Source organism: Microbacterium testaceum, assembly GCF_006539145.1.
GTDB lineage: Bacteria > Actinomycetota > Actinomycetes > Actinomycetales > Microbacteriaceae > Microbacterium > Microbacterium testaceum.
Genome location: NZ_BJML01000004.1, coordinates 221,434 through 243,347 on the forward strand (window position 1 = coordinate 221,434; position 21,914 = coordinate 243,347).

The following is a 21,914-nucleotide window of genomic DNA, read 5'->3' on the forward strand; positions in this document are numbered from 1 at the left end:
GGAGCGTTCGATGTTCATCGACGCCGCGGGGCTCTCCCCCGCCGACACGTACCGCCTGCTGGTCGGATCGGTCGTGCCGCGCCCGATCGCGTGGGTGACGAGCGGGCGGGAGCCCGTGAACCTCGCCCCGTTCAGTTCGTTCACCTGGGTGAGCCAGCATCCCGCGATGCTGGGCTTCACTGTCAACAAGCGCGCGAACGGCCGCAAGGACACCGTGCGCAACATCGAGGATCAGGGCGAGTTCGTGGTGAACATCGCCGACGAGGCGATGCTCGAAGCGCTGCACGCGAGTTCGGAATGGATGCCGCCGGAGGTCGGCGAGGCCGACCGCCTGGGTCTCGCACTCGCGGAGTCGCGCATCATCGGCATCCCGGGCCTGGCCGACGCCCCCGTGCGCATGGAGTGCCGTTACCACTCCACGACCGCATTCAGCCCGACGGGCGGCGAGTTCGTCGTCGGCACGGTGGTCGCCTGGTCGATCCGCGACGACGTCGTGCGGCTCGGCTCGACCGGTGCGGCCAGCATCGACACCGAGCTGCTGCGGCCGATCGGCCGTCTCGCCGGCCCGCGGTACACCCCGCTCGGCGAGGTGGTCGAGCTGCCGCCGGTTCCAGGCGGGTGAAATTCTCCACGCGTGAGACCCCGTGGGGTCTGCACGGGGCCCCGTGAGACGTCGACTCACCCCGGCTCGGTAGCGGAGCGCATCAGCGTCGGACGACCTCAGGTGTCCGAGATCGAGCACGGCGATCTCGAGAACACGAAGGTCCGCACGATCCGGGGACACCCGGGGCCAACGGCGGCAGCTTCGTCATCGAGGACGTCACGGGCGACGCCCGGGCGCAGGTCACAGAGTTCGGCGTGGGCCCCGCGCGCGCCGTGGGCCCCGCGCGCGCCGTCCCGCAGTTCCGCTCGGGTGACATCCGCCTGCGAGTCGCGTCGCCCGACACGGAGCACGTCCGCGAGCGGTCGCGACGGCGCGCCCTCAGAACCAGCGCGCGATCGCCGGCAGCTTTCCACCGCCCACGACCCGCAGTCGCCGCGCACCGCGGCCGGCGAGCCAACGCGCGAGATCGGCCGCGGCGCCCTCGACCACGGGGCCGCCCTCGCCGTACTCCCCCGGTGCGGCGTCTCGGTCGGTGGCCCGCAGCACCACCGCGCCGGGCTCGCTGCGGCGCGTCCAGGCGCGCAGCACGTCGGCGATGATGCCGTCGACCATCTCGGGCGGGAAGTCGAGGAACGAGCCGCCATTGTCGAGGTCGACCGTGTGCACCCACACTTCCTTGGCGCGCATCCACGCCGTCTCGCGCGCGGGCACCGTGCGTCCCTGCGCGGTGACGACCTCGGCATCCCACTGCGCGTCGGTGAGATCACGCCACTCGACGTCGAGGTGCACGGCGGCGTGGTCGACGAGGTGGCGCAGCGCGCGGGTCGGCAGGGTCGCGCCGAGCACGATCTCGTCCCACCGCTGCGTGTCGAAGGCGTACATGCGGTTCTCCACGCCCGTCCGCGCCCATTCGACGAGTCGGGCGACGGCACGGGCGTTGTAGCCGACATGCGCCACGAGGTGACGACGCGTCCATCCGGGCAGCAGGCTCGGCGCGTCGAGGTCGGCGTCGTCGAGCTGCATGAGCCGCCGGGCGAAGTACGCGGTGCCCCGGCGCGCGAGATCGAGGTGCGCGTGCGGGGCGGCGTCGGCGTCGTAGCGCGCGCCCGCCCCCTGCCGCTCGCGCAGGGCGAGCTGCTCGGGGCTCAGCGGGGCGCCGCTCACGGCTCTTCCGGGACGAATCGGTTGGTCAACGTCCCGATCCCGTCGATCGCGACCTCGACCACGCTTCCGGATGCCAGATACTCGCGGGGTTCGCGGGCGTGCCCGACGCCGCCGGGGGTTCCGGTGAGGATGACGTCACCGGGGCGCAGGGTCGTGATGGTCGAGACGTACCGCACGAGGTCGACGGGGCCGTGGACCAGGTCGTGGATGTCGCCGACCTGCTTCCGCACGCCGTCGACGGTCGTGGTCATCCGGGCGTCGGAGGGAATCTCCTCGGGGGTGGCGAGCACCGGCCCGAGCGGCGTCGAGCGCTCCCATGTCTTGCCCTGCAGCCATTCGCGGGTGCGGAATTGCCAATCGCGCATCGAGACGTCGTTCGCGATGGTGTAGCCGGCGATCGCGTCTTCGGCCTCCTCGTCCGACGCACGGCGCACGGTGGCGCCGATGACGACCGCGAGCTCGCCCTCCCAGTCGATCTCGGGGCTCTCCGGCGGCAGGGCGATCTCTTCACCGGCCGCGGCGAGGGTGTCGGCGAACTTCGCGAACAGCACCGGATACTCGGGCAGCTCGCGCTTCATCTCCAGGATGTGGGCGCGGTAGTTCAGACCGACGCACACGATCTTGCTCGGTGCCACGATCACGGGCGCGTAGCGCACGGCATCCAGCGCGATGACCGCCCCCTCCAGCGACGCCACCGCCGATGGAGCCCCGGCGCGCAGCACGGCGCCGACGTCGGCGAACCCCTCCAGCACGACAGCGCGATCGCCCTCGACACGGGCGGCGGCGGTGTCACCGTTCCACAGGATGGTGCAGAGCTTCATGGACGATTCCCCTCGACGACTCCGGTATACGGAGCGATCGCACCGACGGCCGGGAGAGTTGTGCGGAGCGTCATCGCCGCCTCCCCCCGTCGCGGGCCGTTCGCCCGGTGTGAATCGGAAAGGTTTCTGCGCGGGGTCATCGGTCGGTCTCCTCTTCGAATTCGCGGTACAGTCCCAGCCCCTCGAAGATCGGGGTGTCGCTGAAGTGGAACAGGTCGAGGCGCGTTTCGGCCTGAAGGCGGAAGCGGCACCAGCTGGGCACGACGAAGATGTCGCCGTGCTCGACGGTGTGCTCGGTGTCGCCCAGCAGGACCCGTCCGGTGCCGTCGAACACCTGGTAGACGTTGGAGCCGACCTCCTGTCGCACCGGCGTCGAAGCCCCCTCGCGCAGGCGGTGAAACTGCGCGCGGATGGTGGGCATGACGTCTCCCCCGGTGGTGGGGTTCGCGAAGCGCACGGCGGCGTGACCGGGGCCGACGGTGGCCGGCATCCCCTCGTTCTCGAGCAACAGCTGGTCGGTCAGGGCGGCGTCGGTGTGCTCCCAGCGGTAAGCGCCGATCGGGCTCGACACGGTACGACGCAGGCCGGCCAGCGGCAAGAGGCCCGGATGCGCCCACAGGCGTTCCGAGCGGGAGTAGTTGGGGGTCGCCTCGTCGGTGACCCTCTCGGAACCGAACTCGAAGAACCCCGAGTCCATCTGGTACGCGAAGGGGATGTCGAGGCCGTCGATCCACGTCATCGACTCGTCGGTCTCGTTGTGGTGCCCGTGGAAGTGCCAGCCCGGGGTGAGCAGGAAGTCGCCGCGGCTCATCCGCACCGGATCGCCGTTGACGACGGTCCAGACGCCCTCGCCGGAGGTCACGAAGCGGAAGGCGTTCTGCGAGTGCCGGTGCTCGGGTGCCGTTTCGCGGGGGCCGAGTTGCTGGATCGCCGCCCACAGCGTCGGCGAGATGTAGGCGCGTCCGCCCATTCCGGGGTTGGCCAGACCGATCGCACGGCGCTCTCCGCCGCGCCCGACGGGCACGAGATCGCCGGCGCGCTCGGCCAGGGGCTGCAGGGCGCTCCACCGCCAGACCCACGGCAGGGCCTTGGGCTGCGGGGTCTGCGGCATGAGGTCGTCGAGCTGCGTCCACAGGGGAATGAGGTGTTGCTCGTCGAATCCTCGGTACAGGGCGCGCAGTTCGGGGGTGTCCTCGGGCTGCATCGCGTTCTCGACCGGGGTGATGGTCTCGCTCATCGGTCCTCCTCGACGTCGGCGTGGTTCCAGGTTGCATTACTTTGCGTCGTTGCGCAACGCACTTTTGTCACACGTTTCGACGAGGCGAGACATTTCCCTTGCGCAAGACGCGAATCTGTTACACCATGTCGCCACGGGATGCCGCGGCACGGCGCCACGGCCCCGGTGAGAGCATCGACGCCGATCTGCAAGGAGGCAGAGCATGTCCGAACTCGAGCACCACGCGACCACTTCGTCCGATGGCACTCCCATCTCGTACTTCCGCCGCGGCCGGGGGCCCGCGCTCGTGGTGACGCACGGGAGCATCGCGACGAAGGAGCAGTGGATCCCCGTCAGCGAAGCGCTCGCCGAGCACGTCACGCTCTACGTGTACGACCGACGCGGCCGCGGCGGCACCGGGGATGCCGGTGACTACTCCCTCGCCCACGAGGTCGCCGACATCGCCGCGATGAGGGAGGTCGCCGGCCCCGGAGCACACCTCCTGGGCCACTCGTTCGGCGCCCTCGCCACCCTCGCCTACGCGCGCGAGCACGGCCTCGGCGGCGGCACTCTCCTCGCCTACGAGCCTCCGCTCGCCGTGCAGGGCCCCGTCGCGGGCGACCGACTCGCCGGTTACCGAGAACTCGTGGATGCCGGTGACCTCGACGCCGCCCTCGAGTACGCGCTCGTGAACTTCGTGCGCGTGCCCGCCGAGGCGATCCCGTTCGTCCGCGAGACACCGCTGTGGGGCGCCAGCGTGCCCCTGACCCCCACGTGGGTGCGCGAGCTCGCCGAGATCGACGCCCTCGGCAGCGACCTCGCGCCCTACGCCGAGATCGACGACCCGACCCACCTCATCGCGGGCACGGCGACCACGTCGTTCCTGTACCAGTCCGCTCACGATCTGGCGAACATCATCCCCGGCGCGGGCATCACCGACATCGAGGGCGCCGATCACTTCGCGCACCTCGCCGATCCGCGGGGCTTCACCCGCGTCGTGGTCGACGCGCTCGATACCGCCGCGGTCGTTCGGTAGCCCCCGCCCCCGGACCGGCCCCCGGCGCGCGCCCCGACCGCGCCGGGGGCCCCGCGAGTCGGGGCGGTTCCGCCGTCCATCGGACCGCTCGGACGCCCGGAGCCTGCGCGCGCGGCACGAGGGGCGGGCGGTGGGTACAGGCGGCGGGGTGCGCACCCCACCCCCGGGTTAGGCTCGAACGGTGACGATCCTGACTCTGGTGCGACATGGCGAGACCGCGTGGAACTACGAGGGGCGGATCCAGGGCTCCACCGACATCCCCCTGAACGACACCGGTCGTGTGCAGGCGCGCGGTATCGCCGAGACCCTCGCGGCTGAGTACGCGGGGCGCGACGTCATCGTCGTGTCGAGCGATCTCGGTCGCGCTGCCGAGACCGCCGACATCATCGCGGCGGCCCTCGGCACCACCGTGTCGCGCCGCTTGCCCGGATTGCAGGAGCGCTCGTACGGCGACGCCGAGGGGATGGACGCGCCGACCTTCTACGAGACCTACGGCCCGTGGCACGCGGCCGACGTCCCCGGCGCGGAGACCTGGCCGGTGGTGCGCGAGCGCGCTCTCGCCGCGATCGCCGAGGCCGTGGCATCCGCTCCCGTGGGCGTCGACGTGATCGCCGTCGCCCACGGCGCACTCATCCGCGAGGTCATCATGTTCGCCACCGACGGGGAGTTCCCGCGCGAGGGCGAGCGCCTGCCGAACTGCTCGGCGACGACGTTCCGCCTCGAAGGCGACCGCTGGGAGATGCTGGCCTACGCCGGCGTCGCGAGCTGAGATCCCCGTCTCCGCACACACCGGGCGTCGCGCGAGAACCTGAGGGGTCTCCTCACGACGTCGCGCGTGCCACCACCGACCGTGCGTGCCGCAGGATCGGCTCGTCGATCATGCGTCCCTCGTAACGGAACACGCCCCGCTCCCCCTCCGCCGCGTCGAGCACTCCCCGCGCCCAGGCGACGAGGTGCGCGCTCGGGGCGTACGCCTCGCGGATCGTCGCGACCTGCCCCGGGTGGATGCACGCCGTGGCGGCGAAACCGGATGCCGCGGCATCCCGAGCCTCCGCGGAGAGCCCCTCCAGGTCGGCGATGTCGACGTGCACGGCGTCGATGGCCCGCTTGCCGAAAGCCCCCGCCGCCAGCAGCACGCGCGCCCGCGCCAGGCGCGCGACGTCGCGGTAGCCCCCGTCGTCGCGGCGGCTCGAGGTGCCGCCCAGGCTTGCGACCAGATCCTCCGCGCCCCACATGAGAGCCACGACCTGCGGGAGCGCCGCGAGCTGCTCGGCGTGGACGATCCCCCGTGCCGTCTCGCACAGGGCGATCACCTCGAACCGCTCGAGCAGACCGAGGGATGCCGGGTCCTCGGCCTTGGCGACCATCACGCGTCGCACCCGGGTGTGCGCGAGGGCGGCCAGGTCGTGCGCGAAGTCCGGCGTCCGCGGCCCGTTCACCCGCACGATCACGCGCTCGGGGTCGGGGTCGGCGGCGATCATCGCGTCGCGGGCCGAGGACTTGGCGTCCGCGGACACGGCGTCTTCGAGGTCGAGGATCGCGGCATCCGCCCGCTCGAGGGCTTTCGACAGCCGTTCGGGCCGGTCGGCGGGGACGAACAACAACGCGGGGCCGAGGGTGAACGCGCGGGTCACCTCGCTCACGCCCGCCCCTCCAGCGCCCACACCAGCACCGTCCGCGTGGCGGTCGCCACGACCTCGCCGTTCTGCGAGCACCCGGTATGAGCCATGACCACGACGCCTTGACCCGGACGGGATGCCGAAGAACGCACCGACACGATCTCGGTCTCGGCGGTGAGGGTGTCACCGACGAACAGCGGCGCGGGGAAGCTCACGTCGGTGAGCCCCAGTTGCGCGACGAGCGTGCCCTGCGTCAGCTGCGCGACGGAGAGGCCGACGAGGGTCGACAGCGTCCACATCGAGTTGACGAGGGGCCGACCGAAGGGCTGGGTCGCGGCGTACGCGGCATCCAGGTGCAGTGCCTGTGCGTTCATCGTGAGGGTCGTGAACACGACGTTGTCGGCATCCGTCACGGTGCGGCCGGGGCGATGCGCGTACCTCTCACCGACGACGAACTCCTCCAGGTACAGGCCGCGCTGCTCGATCATGCGGCAACGGTACCCGTGAGCCCCAGCGCGCGCGAGATCACCATGAGCTGCACCTCGGTGGTGCCCTCGCCGATCTCGAGGATCTTCGAGTCGCGGTAGTGACGGGCCACGGGGTACTCGTTGATGAAGCCGTTGCCGCCGAACACCTGTGTCGCGTCGCGCGCGTTGGCCATGGCGGCATCGCTCGCCGTCATCTTGGCGACGGCGGCGTCGACCGTGAAGGGCTTGCCGGCGTCGCACAGGCGCGCGGCGTGCACCCACGCCAGGCGGGCGGTGTGCACGCGGGCGTGCATGCGGGCGAGCAGGAACTGCATGTTCTGCCGGGTGGACAGGCGTTCCCCGAACACCGTGCGACTGCGGGCGTAGTCGACGGCCGCTTCGAGGCATCCCTCTGCGGCTCCCGTGGCGAGGGCGGCGATCGCGACGCGGCCCTCGTCGAGCGTGCGGAGGAAGTTCTTGAACCCGTGCCCGCGCTGACCGAGCAGGTTCGCCTCGGGCACCCGCACGCCGTCGAACGTGAGGGGGTGCGTGTCGGAGGCGTTCCAGCCGACCTTGTCGTAGGCGGGGCCGACGGTGAAGCCGGGTGTGCCGTTGGGCACGATGATCGTCGAGATCTCGGGGCGCTCGTTCGTGCGGCCGGTCACGGCGGTGACGGTGACGAACCGGGTGATGTCGGTGCCGGAGTTGGTGATGAACTGCTTCGACCCGTCGATCACCCACTCGCCCCCCTCGAGTCGCGCGGTGGTGCGGGTGGCGCCCGCATCGCTGCCCGCCTCGGCCTCGGTGAGTCCGAATCCGGCGAGAGCGCGACCCGCCACGAGGTCGGGCAGGTACTCGGCCTTCTGCGCATCGGTGCCGTAGCGGTAGATGGGCATGGCGCCCAGGCCCACCCCCGCCTCGAGGGTGATCGCCATCGACTGGTCGACGCGCGCGACGCCCTCGATCGCGACGCACAGACTCGCGTAATCGCCGCCCTGCCCGCCGACCTCCTCGGGGAACGGCAGGCCGAAGAGCCCGAGCTCCCCCATCTGCTCGACGAGATCGAGGGGCAGCTCGTGCGCGCGGTCGGCTTCGTACGAGCGCGGCGCGATGACCTCGTCGGCGAACTCGCGCACCATCGCGCTCAGTTCGCGTTCGTCGTCGGTGAAGGCCTGCTGACTGTCGATGCTCACGGGAGGGTCTCCTTGTGGGAAGGGATGGGGTCGGATGCCGGGATCCCGGCGAGATCGTGCGGCTCGGAGGGCGCGGGGGTCACCGAGGCGACCACCGCATCGCGGGCGACCTGCGCTCCCGCCGCGGTGCGGAGTCGAACGACGCCGGCGTGGGGCGCGGTGACGGTGTGCTCCATCTTCATCGCCTCGATCGTGACGAGCCGGGCCCCCGTCTCGACCGTGTCTCCGTCCGCGACGTGCACCGCCACGACCGTGCCCGGCAGCGGAGCGACCAGATCGGGATCGAGGGTTCCCGGCGCGCGGCCGACCGCGGCCCGGCGACGCTCGGCGGCCGCTCGACGCGAGACCGGACGCAGGCGATGCGCTCCGCCGTCGGCATGCACCCAGAACTCCCCCGGGCCACCGGTCACGAGGGCCTCGACCTCGGCCGGCCCGACCGCGCGCACGACTCCGGCGTCGTCTTCGAGGAACACGCTCCGACCGGGCGCCGCTGCCCCGGCACGCCACGCGCCGACGCGGCCCCAGACGGAGCCGTCGGCCGGGGAGCCGGCATCCACGACTCTCTTCGCCACGGCAGCGAGCGCATCCGGCGTCGGCTTGACGGCGTGGGGCGTGCCCCTGCGGTCCAGCAACCCCGTATCCAGATCCCCCGCGCGCACGGCCGGGTCGGCCAGCAACGCCCGGAGGTCGGCGATGTTCGTGTCGACGCCGAGCACGACGGTCTCGGCGAGAGCGGAGTCGAGGCGGGCGATCGCCGTCTCGCGGTCGGGGCCGTGCGCGATCACCTTGGCGATCATCGGGTCGTACAGAGAGCCGATGACGCTGCCGGTCTCGACGGCACTGTCGACGCGGGCGGATCCCGGATGCCAGAGGCTCACGGTCCCCGTCGCGGGGAGGTAGCCGCGCGAGGGCGTCTCGGCGTACACGCGCGCTTCGATCGCGTGCCCGTCGAGACGAACCTCGGGCAGGTCGAGCGCGAAGCCCGCGGCCACCCGCAGCTGCTGCTCGACGAGGTCGATACCGGTGACCATCTCGGTCACGGGATGCTCGACCTGCAGGCGCGTGTTCATCTCGATGAAGAAGGGTTCGTCGAGGCGGTCGCCCGCGACGAGGAATTCGACGGTGCCCGCGCCGAGGTATCCGACGCTGCGGGCGGCGGCGACGGCGGCCTCCCCCAGCCGTCGGCGGGTCTTTGCGTCGACGACGGGCGAGGGGGCCTCCTCGATCACTTTCTGGTGCCGTCGCTGCAGCGTGCATTCGCGCTCGCCGAGCGAGAGCGTCGTGCCGTGCGCGTCGGCGAGCACCTGCACCTCGATATGCCGCGGGCGTTCCAGCAGACGCTCGAGCAACAGGGTGTCGTCGCCGAAGGCCGCGGCGGCCACGCGGCGGGCGGTGGCGAGCGCGTCGGCGAGATCGTCGGGGCCGGTGGCCACGGTCATGCCCTTGCCGCCTCCGCCCGCGGAGGGCTTCACCAGCAGCGGGTATCCCGCGCGATCCGCCTCGACGGCGATCTGGTCGTCGCTCAACCCCTCGGCGGAGAACCCCGGGACCGTCGGCACCCCGTGGGCGGCGACGTGCTCCTTCGCGCGGATCTTGTCGCCCATCACCTCGAGCGCCTCGACCCCGGGGCCGACGAAGACGATCCCGGCCGCGGCGCACGCGCGGGCGAAGCCGGCGTTCTCGCTGAGGAAGCCGTACCCCGGGTGCACGGCATGCGCCCCCGACGACACCGCGGCGGCGACCACCGCGTCGACGTCGAGATACGACGGCACGCGCAGGGCGTGGTCGGCTTCACGGGCGTGGGGCGCATCGGCATCCGCGTCGGTATGGACGGCGATCGAACGGACGCCGAGACGGCGGAGCGTGCGGAACACCCGGCGCGCGATCTCACCGCGATTGGCGACGAGGACGGACGAGAACATGCGGGGCGGATCGACGCGCGGCGCGACGATGTCGCGGACGGGGCGGTCAGGCATCGCCGTCATCCCCGATCACATCCGGAAGAGGCCGAAGCCCCGGTCGGCGAGCGGCACGCGGCTGACGACGTCGAGCGCGAGCCCGAGCATCGTGCGGGTGTCGACGGGGTCGATCACGCCGTCGTCCCAGAGTCGAGCGGTGGCGTAGTACGGACTGCCCTGCTCCTCGTAGCGTTCGCGGATGGGTTTCTGGAACGCCTCGTCGTCGGCATCCGTCCACTCCTCTCCGCGCGCGGCGCGCTGCTCGCGGGTGACGGTGGAGAGGACGGATGCGGCCTGCGCCCCGCCCATGACCGAGATACGGCTCGAGGGCCAGGTCCACAGGAACCGCGGGTCGTAGGCGCGCCCGCACATGGCGTAGTTGCCGGCGCCGTACGAGCCGCCGACGAGCACGGTGAGCTTGGGGACGCGGGTGGTGGCGACGGCGGTGACCATCTTGGCGCCGTCTTTCGCGATGCCGCCGGCCTCGGCATCCCTCCCCACCATGAACCCGGTGATGTTCTGCAGGAAGAGCAGGGGGATGCCGCGCTGGTCGGCGAGCTCGATGAAGTGCGCGGCCTTGAGGGCGGATTCGCTGAAGAGCACGCCGTCGTTCGCGATGATGGCGAGGGGGTGTCCGTGCAGGCGCGCGAAGGTGGTGATGACGCTCTCGCCGTAGAGCGCTTTGAACTCGTGCAGGGAGTCCGCGTCGACGAGGGTATCGATGATCGCGCGCATGTCGACCGGCTGCGAGATGTCGGCGGGGACGATGTCGTACAGGTCCTCGGGGTCGCGTGCGGGGTCTTTCACGGTCTCGACCGACCAGACCGGCGCCGCGGTTGGCGGCAGGGTTCGCACGATGTCGCGCACGATCTCGAGAGCGTGCTCGTCGTCGTCCGCGAGGTGGTCGACCACCCCCGAGCGACGGGCGTGCAGATCGCCGCCGCCGAGCTGTTCGGCGGTGACGTCCTCGCCGATCGCGGCCTTGACCAGGGGTGGTCCGCCGAGGAAGACCGTGCCCTGATTCCGCACGATCACGCTCTCGTCGCTCATTGCCGGGACGTAGGCGCCACCGGCGGTGCACGAGCCCATGACGGCGGCGATCTGCGGGATGCCGAGTGCCGACAGCTGCGCCTGGTTGCGGAAGATGCGGCCGAAATGGTCGCGGTCGGGGAACACCTCGTCCTGCAGGGGAAGGAAGGCGCCGCCCGAGTCGACGAGGTAGACGCAGGGCAGGCGGTTCTCGCGCGCGATGTCCTGCGCGCGCAGGTGCTTCTTGACCGTGAGGGGGAAGTAGGCGCCGCCCTTCACGGTCGCGTCGTTGGCGAGCACCATCACATGACGCCCGTGGACGAGACCGATCCCCGCGACGACGCCGGCGCCGGGCGCTCCACCGTCGTAGAGCCCGTGGGCGGCGAGCGGGGCGATCTCGAGAAAGGGACTCCCCTCGTCGAGGAGCCGGTCGATCCGGTCTCGTGCGAGAAGCTTGCCGCGGCCCGTGTGGCGATCGCGGGCGGCGTCCGACCCGCCGCGCGCGGCGCGGGCCAGAGTGGCGCGGAGCTCGCTGACGAGGTCGCGCTGGGTCGGCGCGGCGGCGGGGGTTTCCGTCGCGCGTCCGACCGCTCCTGTCTCGGAGGCCGCGGGCTTCTGCGCGACAGGCGGTGCCGCGTCGGACGCTGTCGCGGTGACCGGTGCTGTGCTCATGGCGGCTCCGTCTCGGCGCCGCATCGTCGACGGCACCGTCGTTCCCGTCGGGGTCGTTCCCGCGGGATGGGGTTTCAGTTAATGTTGACTAACTGAAATGCCAGGCTAGCCCGAGCGGATGCCGATGACAAGAGCGAACGAGAAGCCCACGGCCGTCGCGGGCGAGGCACGGACTCACGGGGCGGCTGTGCGTGTCCCCGTCGGCACCGCGCGCGACCGCGCCAAGGCCGATCGCCGCGCGGCCCTGCTCGCCGCCGCGGCGCGCCTGTTCGCCGAGCGCGGCTTCGACGGCGTGACCCTCGGCGACATCGGCGAAGCGGCGGGGGTGAGCGGCCCCGCCGTGTACCGGCACGTCTCGAGCAAGCAGGCGCTGCTCGGCGCGATCCTCGTCGACGTCAGCGCGCGGTTGCTGCAGGGCGGTCGCGCGGTCGGGGGCGGTCCCGCGGTCGGGGGCGCTCCCGCGCTCGGGGACGCTCCCGCGCTCGGGGACGCTCCCGCGGTCGGGGACGCTCCCGCGCTCGGGGACGCTCCCGCGGCGCCGGGCGACGGTCCCGCGCGGCGCCGTGCCGACGCCCCGTCCGCGGCGGGCGAGATCCCCCGCACCGACACGGACGTCCACACCACGGACGATCCGGACACCGTCCTGCGCGCGCTCGTCGACTTCCACGTCGCGTTCGCGCTCGCCGAGGCCGACGTGATCCGCGTGCAGGACCGCGACCTCGACCGCCTCTCCCCCGACGACCGCCGCGCGGTACGCGACCTGCAGAACGCCTACGTGTCGGTGTGGACGGCGGCTCTCGCCGCGAGAGACGGGGATGCCGAATCTCCGGCCGAGCGCCGCGTGCGCGCCCTCGCGTGCTTCGGCCTGATCAACTCGACGCCGCACAGCGTGCGGGGCGTGCCCGCGCCCCGTGTCCGCCTCACCCTCATCCGCATGGCCCTGGCAGCGCTGACGGCCTGAGCCACGGCATCCGCTCTGCCTCCGGACGCCGACCTCCACCGAGCTCGAGTGTCCACGAAACCCGGACACCCTCGGCACCCCGCCCGGGTGTTGTGGACACTCAACCAACAAGCACCCGCCCACACCCCACGCGAGCGTGCACGACACGCCGGACGCAGCGCGGGGCTCACGGCGTGCCTTGGACACACGACACGCCCGTTCCCGCCGGGGCATCTCACCCCGCCTGCCGAGCTCGAGTGTCCACAAAACCCGGACGCCCCCGGCACCCTGCCCGGGTGTTGTGGACACTCAACGCACCCGCCCCACTCTCGGCACCCCACCCCGCGCGCCAGCTCGAGCGTCCACGAAACCCGGACACCCCCGGCACCCCGCCCGGGTGTCCTGGACACTCAACGAAGACACGTGCAACCCGCGCACGCGGGAGGTGCCGAGGGCGACCACTCCCCCGGCACCCGGTCCGCGGGTCCGGGCCGAAGCCCGCACCGACGACTCAGCGCAGCAGCATCGCGCGCCCGGGCTCGCGCAGCACTCCGGCGACGTCGGTGAGGAAGCGCGCCGCCTCGGCCCCGTCGACCAGTCGGTGGTCGAACGAGAGGCTGAGCGTGAGCACGTCGCGTAGCGCGATCTCGCCGTGATGCTCCCACGGTGTGCGCCGCAGGGCTCCGACGGCGAGGATCCCGGCCTCTCCCGGATTGAGGATGGGGGTGCCGGCATCCACTCCGAACACGCCCACGTTGGTGATCGAGAACGTGCCACCGGTCATCGCGGCGGGGGCGGTGCGCCCGGCGCGAGCGGTGGCGGCGAGGTCGGCGATCGCGTCGGCGAGGTCGACGAGGTCGAGGGCGTCGGCGTCGGCGATGACGGGAACCACGAGACCTCGATCGGTGGCGGCGGCGATCCCGAGGTTCACGTAGTGGTGCTCGACGATCTCGCCGGCCGCCTCGTCCCACTTCGCGTTGAGCGCGGGAGTGCGCCCGAGGGCGAGGCACACGGCCTTCGCGACGATCGCCAGCAGCCCGATCCTGTGTCCGTCGAGGGCGCGGTCGATCTTGAGGGATGCCAGCAGCTCGGTCGTCGCGGTCACGTCCAGCGTGAGGAAGGTCGTCGCGTGCGGAGCGGTGAACGCGCTCTGCACCATCGCCGCCGCCGTGTGCTTGCGCACCCCGCGGATCGGGGTGCGCGTGATGCGGTCGCCGGTCGGCGGGGCGGGGACGCTCGCGGGCGCGGCCGAGGGGGCCGGGTGTGCAGCCGTGACACGGGCGATGTACTCCTCGACGTGCGCGCGCGTGATCGTCTCGCCGGGATGGGCTGCCGCGACCAGGACGAGGTCGATGCCGTGATCTTTCGCGAGTTTGCGCACCGGCGGCGTGGACCGCGGACGCTCGACCGGAAGGTCGATGGGGCCCGTGCGCACGATGTCGTGCGGGGCTGCCTCGCGCACGGCGTGGTCGGTGTCGAGCGTGACGGGTGCGGCCCCGCGCGCACGGCGACGCGGGCGACTGCCCGAGGTCGGCGCGGCGCCGTAGCCGACGAGGTTCGGCGTCGCGCGCCCGGACGCCCCCGCCTCCGGTGCCGTCGTGCGGAGATCGTCCGCGACACGCCGTTCTGCGAGGTGCGGCGGCGGCACGTCGGCTCTCGACTGCGCGGGACGGTCGGCCGCGCCGATCGCCGTTTCCGCGGACTCGGCCGCCCGACTCTCGGCCGGCGCGTGTCCCGCGGGCGCAGCGGTGCCGGCATCCGCCCCCTCCACCGCGAACGACACGAGGGGCGAGCCGACCTCGACGACGTCTCCGGCCGCCGCGTGCAGCCCCTGCACGGTGCCCGCGTAGGGCGAGGGGATCTCGACGATCGCCTTGGCCGTCTCGACCTCGGCGATCGTCTGGTTGAGGGTGACGGTGTCGCCCTCCGACACGTGCCACTGCACGATCTCGGCCTCGGGGAGCCCCTCACCCAGGTCGGGAAGCCGGAATTCGGTGATCATCGCACGACCTCCGATCCGGTGTTCCGCTCGAGCACGCGATCCACCGCGTGCAGGATCCGATCCAGATCCGGCACGTGGTGCTTCTCGAGCTTCGCGGGCGGATACGGGATGTCGTGCCCGGTCACGCGCTGCGGCGGTGTCTCGAGGTAGGGGAAGCACTGCTCGGTGATGCTCGCAACGAGTTCCGCCCCGACCCCCGCCTCGCGTGCGGCCTCGTGCGTGACCACGACACGCCCGGTCTTGCGGACGGATGCCGCAACCGTGTTCATGTCGATCGGCGAGAGCGAACGCAGGTCGATGACCTCGAGCGAGACGCCCTCGTCCTCCGCGGCGAGCGCGGCGTCGAGAGCCGTACGCACCTGAGCGCCATAGGTGACGATCGTCGCGTCGGTACCCTCTCGGGCGACGCGGGCGAGGTGCATCGGCGGGGCGTCGGCCAGGTCGGCATCCAGATCGACCTCGCCCTTGGAGTGGTACAGGCGCTTCGGCTCGAAGAAGACGACCGGGTCGTCGGAGGCGATCGCCTGCTGCAGCATGACGTACGCGTCCTGCGGGTTCGACGCCGCGACCACGCGCAGCCCCGCGGTGTGCACGAAGTACGCCTCGGGCGACTCGGAGTGGTGCTCGGCCGCGCCCACGCCCCCGGCCCACGGGATGCGGATGACGAGCGGCATCCGGATCCGCCCGTTGCTGCGGTAGTGCAGTTTCGCGACCTGGCAGACGATCTGGTCGAAGGCCGGGTAGACGAACCCGTCGAACTGGATCTCGACGACGGGCCGGTAGCCGCGCAGGGCGAGGCCGACCGCGGTGCCGACGATGCCGGCCTCGGCGAGCGGGGTGTCGACGACGCGCTGGGCTCCGAACCGCTGCTGCAGACCGTCGGTCACGCGGAAGACACCGCCGAGCTTGCCGATGTCCTCGCCCATGAGGAGGACTCTGTCGTCTCCTTCGAGGGCGCGGGAGAGGCCCGCGTTGATCGCGGAGCCGAGGGTGAGAGTGCTCATCGCGAGACCTCCTTCTCGTCGTTCTCGTGCGCCCGGGTGAGGCCCGCGTCGATCCCGGAACCACGCGTGACGGCGCTCATTTCTCGAACCCCGCGAGGTACTCGACGTACTCCGCTTTCTGTTGCGCGAGCCCACTGTGCGGTTCCGCGTATACGTGGTCGAACATCGTCTCGGGTGCGCGGGTCGTCGCTCCGATGCACGCCGCGCGCACTTCGGCGGCGAGCGCGTCGGCGGCTCGATCGACCTCGGCCATCCCGGAATCGTCGAGCATCCCTTCGGCGCGCAGATACGCCTCCAGGCGCGCGATGGGGTCGCGCTGCGCCCATTCCTCGACCTCGGCGGCGTCCCGGTACCGGGTGGGGTCGTCGCTGGTGGTGTGCGGGCCCATGCGGTAGGTCACGGCCTCGAGGAACGAGGGCCCCTCACCGCGGCGAGCGCGATCCAGCGCCCACCGCATCGCGGCGACGCAGGCGAGGGCGTCGTTGCCGTCGATCCGCAGGCTCGGGATGCCGAACCCCGGCGCCCGGCCCGCGATCGGGTACTTCGCCTGGACGGTGACGGGTTCGCTGATCGCCCACTGGTTGTTCGAGCAGACGAACACCACGGGCGCGCGGAACGACGAGGCGAAGACCATCGCCTCGTTCACGTCTCCCTGGCTGGTGGCCCCGTCTCCGTAGTAGGCGACGGCGACGTCGGTGGAGCCGTCGCGCTGAGCACCCATCGCCCACCCGGTGGCGTGCAGGGACTGCGCTCCGATGATGATCTGGGGCGGAGCGGCATTGATGGTCGTGTGGTCGTAGGCCGAGTGCTCCTCACCGCGCCACGCGAGCACGTAGTCGGCGGGCTGCGCCCCTCGGCCCAGCAGGACGCCGTGCTCGCGGTAGCTGGGAAAGACGAAGTCGCCGGGGGCGAGGGCGTGCGCCGTACCCACCTGGGTAGCCTCCTGGCCGCGGCACGGAGCCCACAGCGCGAGCTGGCCCTGGCGCTGCAGGGCGACACCCTCGGCGTCGAGACGACGGGTCAGGACCATGTCGCGGTGCAGGGCTCGCAGCTCGTGCGGCGACACGTCGGCGACCCACGGGTCGAGGGTGTCATCGGCGATCCGCGAGCCGTCGGGCTCGAGAAGGCGGAGCACGTCGTCGACGCCGTCGTGCTCGTCGGCGCTCCCCGGGGAAGTGCCTCGCGTCTGGGTGTACGTCATCGTCATCCCTCCAGTGCGGCCGGGGCTCCTCGTGAGAGCCGGGGCGTACGGGTGCCGGCAGCACCGCCGACGGGGCCGACCGTACGCGCGGAATGCACCCCGCTCAAGACCTCGTCGTCATATTGAGCATCGTGCCCACCGCGACCGACCTTCGCGCTGCTAATGTTTCGCACCATGAGCAAGCTCGACGCGGTCGACCTCGACCTGCTCCGCGCCCTGTCCGCCGACCCGCGCGCCACCGTCGTCGCGCTCGCCGAGAAACTCGGACTCTCCCGCAACACCGTCCAGGCGCGCATGAGCCGCCTGGAACGCGGGGGCGTCTTCCTCTCGTACGAACGCACCCTGTCGGCGGAGGCCCTCGGCTTCCCGATCGAGGCGTTCCTTCAGGTGACGGTGCGCCAGACCGAGCTGCCGGCCATCCGTGCCGAGCTCGCCAAGGTGCCCGAGGTGCTGCAGGCGCACGGCCTCAGCGGACAGGTCGACCTGCTCGTGCGGGTCGCGTGCCGCGACACCCAACACCTGTTCGACACCGACGCCCGCATCCTCGCGATCGAGGGTGTCGAACGCACCGAGACCTCGCTCGTCATGGGCGAGGTCATCGGCTATCGCGTCGGCCCGCTGATGCAGCTGGCGCGCGAGGAGATCTAGCACCCTCCCGCGGGGCCCCGACCTACGGCGCCGGCACCACCGGGATACTCGCCGTCTCCGCCTTCTGCTCGGTCGGGCTGCCGGCATCCATCCGCACCAGAACCACACCCACGAGGATCAGCGCGCCCCCGACGAACTGGATCGGCGCGGGCGTCTCGCCCAGCAGCAGCCACGCGAACCCGAGCGCGAACAGCACCTCGCTGAGGCCCACGAACGACGCGAGCCGCGAACCGATCAGCGGTACGGCGATGACTCCGAGCGCGTAGCCGACGGTGGTCGCCACGGCTCCCACCCAGAGCAGGGGCAGGATGCCGGGGAGCTCGAGCCCCGCGAGCGACACGGTGATCGAGGGGGCGGCGAAAGGCAGCGCGCCGGTGAGCACCAGCACCCCCATGAGCAGCGTTCCGGTGAGCAGGCCGCCGGCGGCCAGGGCGAGGGGTGGGAGGTCGTCGCCCGCGCGCCCGGCGATGACGAAGTACGCCGCGGCGCACACCGCGGCGCAGAGCGCGAAGATCGTGCCGAGCAGGTCGAAGCGCGCTCCGCTGATGTCGACGACGAGCACCAGACCCGCCATGGCGACGACGGAGCCGATCAGCACGGCCTTCGACGGCGAGCGGCGGGTGCGCACCCACACGGCGATGACGATGAGCACCGGCGCGATGTACTGGATGAGCAGGGCGACGGCCACGGGCATCCGCTGCATCGCCGCGAAGTAGAAGAGCTGGCAGCCGGCGACGGCGGTGAGTCCGAACGACACGATCAGCAAGCCGTGCCGGCGCACGAACCCGCGCTGGCGGCGAATCGCGCGCACGAGCGCGGGTGAGAGCAGGAGCGCCGCGAGGCCCATCCGCACGAGCAGCACCGCGCCGAGCGACCAGCCGCCGTCGAGCAGGGGTTTGACGAAGGGACCGCTCGACGAGAACGCCAGGGCCGAGGCGACGGCGATCGCGAGCCCGGTGACGGCGGTGGAACCGCGGTGGGTGGGAGGCGGGAGGGTCACGGAAGACGTGGTCATGCGGGCCTGCTGTCACGAGTGAAGGGGGTTTACACTCGTGACAGTACGGCCTCGACCTGTCAGGAGTCAACGTGGTCTTCATTCGTGACACAGAACTCGTGCTGCGCGCCGCCGTCGAGCTCGTCAACACCCTGCCCCACACGGAGGTCAGCGGGGTCGACACCCTCGTCGACGCTTCCACTCTCGAGGCCTTCACCGAGACCCACGGCTACACCGGCTCGCGCACGCGCGACGCTCGCGAGCTGACCGCCGTGCGCGGCATCCGGCCCCGGCTGCTCGCGCTGTGGAGTGCGGATCGCGACGGGGCCGTCCCCCTGGTCAACGCGATGCTCGCCGACGGGCGGGCGCTCCCCCAGCTCGTGCGTCACGACGGCCTCGACTGGCACATCCACGCGAGCGACCCCGCGGATCCTCTCGCGACCCGCATCCTCGTCGAGACGGCCCTCGCGTTCGTCGACGTCATCCGCGCCGACGAGTACGACCGCGTGCGCGTGTGCGACGCCGACGATTGCAACGGCGTCTACGTCGACTTCTCGAAGAACGGTTCGAAGCGCTACTGCGACGCCGGCAACTGCGGCAACCGCATGAACGTCAACGCGTACCGCAAACGCAGGGCGGACGCTCCGGCATGAGGCCGTCCTGATCCTGATCGAGCAGGCCTACTGCACGAACTCCCGGATCGCGGATGCCGCGGCCTCCGGCGTCTCGTAGTGGATCAGGTGCCCGACCTCGGGGATCTCGACGAGCCGCGCGTCCGGGAACAGGGTCGCCAGGTGGCGCTCGGCCTCGATGGGCGTGATGTCGTCCTTCTCGGCCGCGATGAGCAGGGTGGGCTGCGCGATGCGCGGGGCGAACTCGCGCACGTCGTGCGAGACGCTCGTGACGAAGGCCTCGTGCAGCACGTCGCGGTCGGCGAAGCGTGAGAAGTACTCGTCGTGCTGCTCGTGCACGAAACGGCGCAGGTCGGGGTCGCGGGTCTTGGCCATGGCGTTGCTCATGACGCGCACGATGAGGCCGTTGCGCAGCAGTGCGTCGCCGAGGGCACGCGGCAGCTTGGCCCCCGCCAGGTAATAGAACACGGCGAGGCGGGTGAGGATCCCGCGCGGCCCCTCGAGCGCGGGCGCTCCGATCGGATTCACGAGGACGAGTTTCGGCGTCGACAGCCCGCCCGCCACCGCCGCGGACGACACGATCGAACCGAACGAGTGGCCGAGCACGATGGCATCCGGAGCGACCTCTTCGACGAACGCGCGCAGCCACGCGGCGTAGGTGTCGAGATCATGGGGGCGGCCGACCAACGGCGCGGTCTCGCCGAATCCCGGGAGGTCGGGAGAGATGACGCGGATGCCGGGAAGATGCGCGACCACCGGATCGAGCCCGTGGTGCTCACCGCGGAAGCCGTGCACCGCGACGATCGTCGTCTCGGCGTCGTCGTCGCCGTAGACCCAGTACGCCGTCGTCCCCCCGAGAACACCGGCCTCGCGCCGCACGACGGGGATCTGGGCGAGTCGTTCGGCGTAGGGGTTCGGCATGCGTCGAGTCTACGAGGGGGGTCGGACGCAGCACATGCCGCGTCCGAATGCTTGCGCAATTCCGAAGTCCATCGGTACAAGGTGCTCGCAAATCGCGGCGAGACTAGTACAGTCTGAGCCCATGCCCTTAAGCGACGATCTGCTCGACCGGCTCGACCTGCAATCCGCGGTGAATTTGGAACTTTCGATGTCGAATCGACTCATGCCAAGAAGGCCGGACCGCCTTGCTCTCGCAGCCAAGGCGGCTCAGGTGAAACACCTACTGCGAAATAAATTCCAGAAAGACGAGATCGGTTCTGCAGCAGATTTAATCTTCGTAGACAAGAACCGTCGGGGACGCCGACCCATTAGCGAGATGGGCCTGCCCGACAGGGTACTTTTCCGCGCACTAGTTTCACTCATAGCGACCGCTATGCCAAAGAACATCGTCAATCGGATGCCAAATGAAGACTTTCGCAAGTGGCCTCTATCTGTAGAGGGGGCCCGGTACGTAAGCAAGACCGATGTGACTTCATACTATGAATACGTCGACCATGGCCTGCTCGGAAGTGAACTCGAAGCGCAAACTGGGGAAGCGCCTGCCATCGATGCCCTCATGTCCCTTCTTGAGCGTGTGATGGGGCGCAAGATGGGTCTCCCGCAAGTGCACAAATCTAGCGATATTCTCGGCGACGTGTACATCGACGTTGTGCGAAGGAAGCTTTTACGGGCCGGTTTCGACGTCGTCACTTTCTCGGACGACTTTCGGATAGCTACACCATCCCTCTCGCAAGCAAGGAGAGCTTTGGAAAGCTGCGCACGTGAAGTACGATCGCTCGGGTTGACCCTGAACGAGAGCAAGACGTTTACGTATACGCGGGGCAATTACCAAGCGTCACTTGACGCGTTTACCATCGCTGAGGAGCGACTCTTCGATACAGATGGCGATGCCGACAATGTAGCTCGCCTGCTGTTCGCGGAGGGATACACCGACGAAACGACAGCGGACACGGAGACTGCCAGGACACTCTCCGCAGCCTCGCCCAGGGCGGTTGCAGAGGAAGACGTTCTCGAAACCACCGATGTCAGCAGCCCAGCCGATGTCGAGCCGCAGCAAGTAATAGCTGCTAAGCGCGCCTGGCAAGTGTGGGACGCGGAACGTCGCCTCGAGGAAACACAGCCGACGAGGGACGCAGCGATCACCGAGAGCTTGCTCGCCCGGGCATTGCCAATTCTTGGCCGCAGCGGTTTCCGTGAGCCGTTGCGCGAGCTCTCCCTGCTACTGAGGTCTGAGCCCGCGCTATCGCCGCAGATTTGCGAATACATCATAGAACTCGGAAACACCGGCCCGTCCGCGCGAACAGCAATCCGGCGAACCCTTGATGAATTGGTGGTGGAGCGAAGCTTCAGCACCTGGCAGAAGGTATGGATTGCTGAGGCAGCGGGCACCATTCGAGCGGCCAGGAACCACCATTCTCACTACGACTGGCTCGAGAAATGCGTCCGAGAGTCAGAGGCCTCACTCGCAGCGACTTCGGCTGCCGCCCTCGGTCGACTGGGGCGAATTTCCAGCGAAATAGTGACGCCGGCCTTGGACCGAGTCGGGCCAGAGTGGCGGTCGCTCGTCTTTTGGGCTATTGCCGTTGACGACGCCGATCTAGCACGAGAAGTGGCTGAGGACCGCTTGGAGCGGCTGATACTGCAGGCAGTCACTTCGTGAGCTCGTCAGTTTCGAGTGAACGGGCAGAGGCCGCAGTTGGACTTTTGAACCGCGCACTGGGCCATCACAGGTTATGGAATATGACAGCCCCCAC

General features: G+C 70.6%; 20 protein-coding genes. 7 read left to right on the forward strand and 13 right to left on the reverse strand.

Annotation, left to right across the window (positions count from 1 at the left end; translation table 11 throughout):
- The first annotated feature begins 10 nt into the window (after nt 1-10).
- The gene (locus MTE01_RS08525; protein ID WP_141376848.1) at nt 11-622 is read left to right on the forward strand and encodes a flavin reductase family protein; all 612 of its coding nucleotides are present in this window, start codon (nt 11-13) and stop codon (nt 620-622) included.
- Nucleotides 623-982: 360 nt separating this feature from the next.
- Here the strand turns inward: MTE01_RS08525 and MTE01_RS08530 are convergent, their stop codons facing one another.
- From MTE01_RS08530 to MTE01_RS08540, 3 genes are all read right to left on the reverse strand, one after another.
- Nucleotides 983-1,768, reverse strand: coding sequence for a maleylpyruvate isomerase family mycothiol-dependent enzyme (locus tag MTE01_RS08530; protein ID WP_174799667.1), 786 nt, complete (start codon nt 1,766-1,768; stop codon nt 983-985).
- On the reverse strand, nt 1,765-2,589 hold the full coding sequence (locus MTE01_RS08535; RefSeq protein WP_141376850.1) for a fumarylacetoacetate hydrolase family protein: 825 nt from the start codon (nt 2,587-2,589) through the stop codon (nt 1,765-1,767). The genes MTE01_RS08530 and MTE01_RS08535 overlap by 4 nt, the downstream gene beginning before the upstream one ends.
- Nucleotides 2,590-2,725: 136 nt before the next feature.
- The gene (locus MTE01_RS08540) at nt 2,726-3,826 is read right to left on the reverse strand and encodes a cupin domain-containing protein (protein ID WP_141376852.1); all 1,101 of its coding nucleotides are present in this window, start codon (nt 3,824-3,826) and stop codon (nt 2,726-2,728) included.
- 202 nt (nt 3,827-4,028) lie between these two features.
- Between MTE01_RS08540 and MTE01_RS08545 the strand changes: the two genes are divergently transcribed.
- On the forward strand, nt 4,029-4,841 hold the full coding sequence (locus MTE01_RS08545) for an alpha/beta fold hydrolase (protein WP_103209735.1): 813 nt from the start codon (nt 4,029-4,031) through the stop codon (nt 4,839-4,841).
- Nucleotides 4,842-5,022: 181 nt separating this feature from the next.
- A complete protein-coding gene (locus tag MTE01_RS08550; RefSeq protein ID WP_103209738.1) occupies nt 5,023-5,610 on the forward strand; it encodes a histidine phosphatase family protein in 588 nt (195 codons plus the stop codon).
- A 52-nt stretch (nt 5,611-5,662) separates the two neighbouring features.
- Here MTE01_RS08550 and MTE01_RS08555 read toward each other — a convergent pair whose 3' ends face one another.
- The 5 genes from MTE01_RS08555 to MTE01_RS08575 are packed head-to-tail and all read right to left on the reverse strand — an operon-like array spanning nt 5,663 to nt 11,779.
- Nucleotides 5,663-6,475: an HpcH/HpaI aldolase/citrate lyase family protein gene (locus MTE01_RS08555; protein ID WP_116240140.1), complete on the reverse strand. Its 813-nt coding sequence runs from the start codon at nt 6,473-6,475 to the stop codon at nt 5,663-5,665.
- A 5-nt stretch (nt 6,476-6,480) separates the two neighbouring features.
- Nucleotides 6,481-6,948 (reverse strand): MaoC family dehydratase, encoded by a 468-nt coding sequence (locus MTE01_RS08560; protein WP_103209740.1) that lies wholly within the window; start codon nt 6,946-6,948, stop codon nt 6,481-6,483.
- On the reverse strand, nt 6,945-8,120 hold the full coding sequence (locus tag MTE01_RS08565; protein ID WP_116240093.1) for an acyl-CoA dehydrogenase family protein: 1,176 nt from the start codon (nt 8,118-8,120) through the stop codon (nt 6,945-6,947). Before MTE01_RS08565 ends, MTE01_RS08560 begins: the two co-directional genes overlap by 4 nt.
- Nucleotides 8,117-10,096: an acetyl/propionyl/methylcrotonyl-CoA carboxylase subunit alpha gene (locus tag MTE01_RS08570; RefSeq protein WP_246078130.1), complete on the reverse strand. Its 1,980-nt coding sequence runs from the start codon at nt 10,094-10,096 to the stop codon at nt 8,117-8,119. Before MTE01_RS08570 ends, MTE01_RS08565 begins: the two co-directional genes overlap by 4 nt.
- A gap of 15 nt (nt 10,097-10,111) precedes the next feature.
- Nucleotides 10,112-11,779, reverse strand: a complete 1,668-nt coding sequence (locus MTE01_RS08575) for a carboxyl transferase domain-containing protein (protein ID WP_141376854.1) — start codon at nt 11,777-11,779, stop codon at nt 10,112-10,114.
- Nucleotides 11,780-11,903: 124 nt separating this feature from the next.
- Between MTE01_RS08575 and MTE01_RS17225 the strand changes: the two genes are divergently transcribed.
- Nucleotides 11,904-12,740, forward strand: coding sequence for a TetR/AcrR family transcriptional regulator (locus MTE01_RS17225; RefSeq protein ID WP_246078132.1), 837 nt, complete (start codon nt 11,904-11,906; stop codon nt 12,738-12,740).
- 490 nt (nt 12,741-13,230) lie between these two features.
- Here MTE01_RS17225 and MTE01_RS08590 read toward each other — a convergent pair whose 3' ends face one another.
- The 3 genes from MTE01_RS08590 to pdhA form a co-directional block, all read right to left on the reverse strand.
- On the reverse strand, nt 13,231-14,721 hold the full coding sequence (locus MTE01_RS08590; protein ID WP_141376856.1) for a dihydrolipoamide acetyltransferase family protein: 1,491 nt from the start codon (nt 14,719-14,721) through the stop codon (nt 13,231-13,233).
- The gene (locus MTE01_RS08595; protein WP_141376858.1) at nt 14,718-15,725 is read right to left on the reverse strand and encodes an alpha-ketoacid dehydrogenase subunit beta; all 1,008 of its coding nucleotides are present in this window, start codon (nt 15,723-15,725) and stop codon (nt 14,718-14,720) included. The genes MTE01_RS08590 and MTE01_RS08595 overlap by 4 nt, the downstream gene beginning before the upstream one ends.
- A 76-nt stretch (nt 15,726-15,801) precedes the next feature.
- Nucleotides 15,802-16,926 (reverse strand): pyruvate dehydrogenase (acetyl-transferring) E1 component subunit alpha, encoded by a 1,125-nt coding sequence (gene pdhA, locus MTE01_RS08600; protein ID WP_103210004.1) that lies wholly within the window; start codon nt 16,924-16,926, stop codon nt 15,802-15,804.
- Between the two features lie 174 nt (nt 16,927-17,100).
- Between pdhA and MTE01_RS08605 the strand changes: the two genes are divergently transcribed.
- On the forward strand, nt 17,101-17,574 hold the full coding sequence (locus MTE01_RS08605) for an Lrp/AsnC family transcriptional regulator (RefSeq protein WP_141376860.1): 474 nt from the start codon (nt 17,101-17,103) through the stop codon (nt 17,572-17,574).
- A gap of 22 nt (nt 17,575-17,596) precedes the next feature.
- Here MTE01_RS08605 and MTE01_RS08610 read toward each other — a convergent pair whose 3' ends face one another.
- Nucleotides 17,597-18,589 (reverse strand): EamA family transporter, encoded by a 993-nt coding sequence (locus tag MTE01_RS08610; protein WP_141376862.1) that lies wholly within the window; start codon nt 18,587-18,589, stop codon nt 17,597-17,599.
- A 71-nt stretch (nt 18,590-18,660) separates the two neighbouring features.
- Here MTE01_RS08610 and MTE01_RS08615 point away from each other — a divergent pair, with 71 nt between their 5' ends.
- Nucleotides 18,661-19,221 carry a CGNR zinc finger domain-containing protein gene (locus MTE01_RS08615; protein WP_141376864.1) on the forward strand — a complete coding sequence of 187 codons (561 nt, stop codon included), beginning with the start codon at nt 18,661-18,663 and terminating at the stop codon, nt 19,219-19,221.
- 27 nt (nt 19,222-19,248) lie between these two features.
- Here the strand turns inward: MTE01_RS08615 and MTE01_RS08620 are convergent, their stop codons facing one another.
- Nucleotides 19,249-20,121, reverse strand: coding sequence for an alpha/beta fold hydrolase (locus MTE01_RS08620; RefSeq protein WP_141376866.1), 873 nt, complete (start codon nt 20,119-20,121; stop codon nt 19,249-19,251).
- Nucleotides 20,122-20,242: 121 nt separating this feature from the next.
- On the opposite strand from MTE01_RS08620, the gene MTE01_RS08625 reads away from it, so the two are divergent.
- On the forward strand, nt 20,243-21,820 hold the full coding sequence (locus tag MTE01_RS08625) for an RNA-directed DNA polymerase (RefSeq protein WP_170210657.1): 1,578 nt from the start codon (nt 20,243-20,245) through the stop codon (nt 21,818-21,820).
- Nucleotides 21,821-21,914 lie beyond the last annotated feature (94 nt).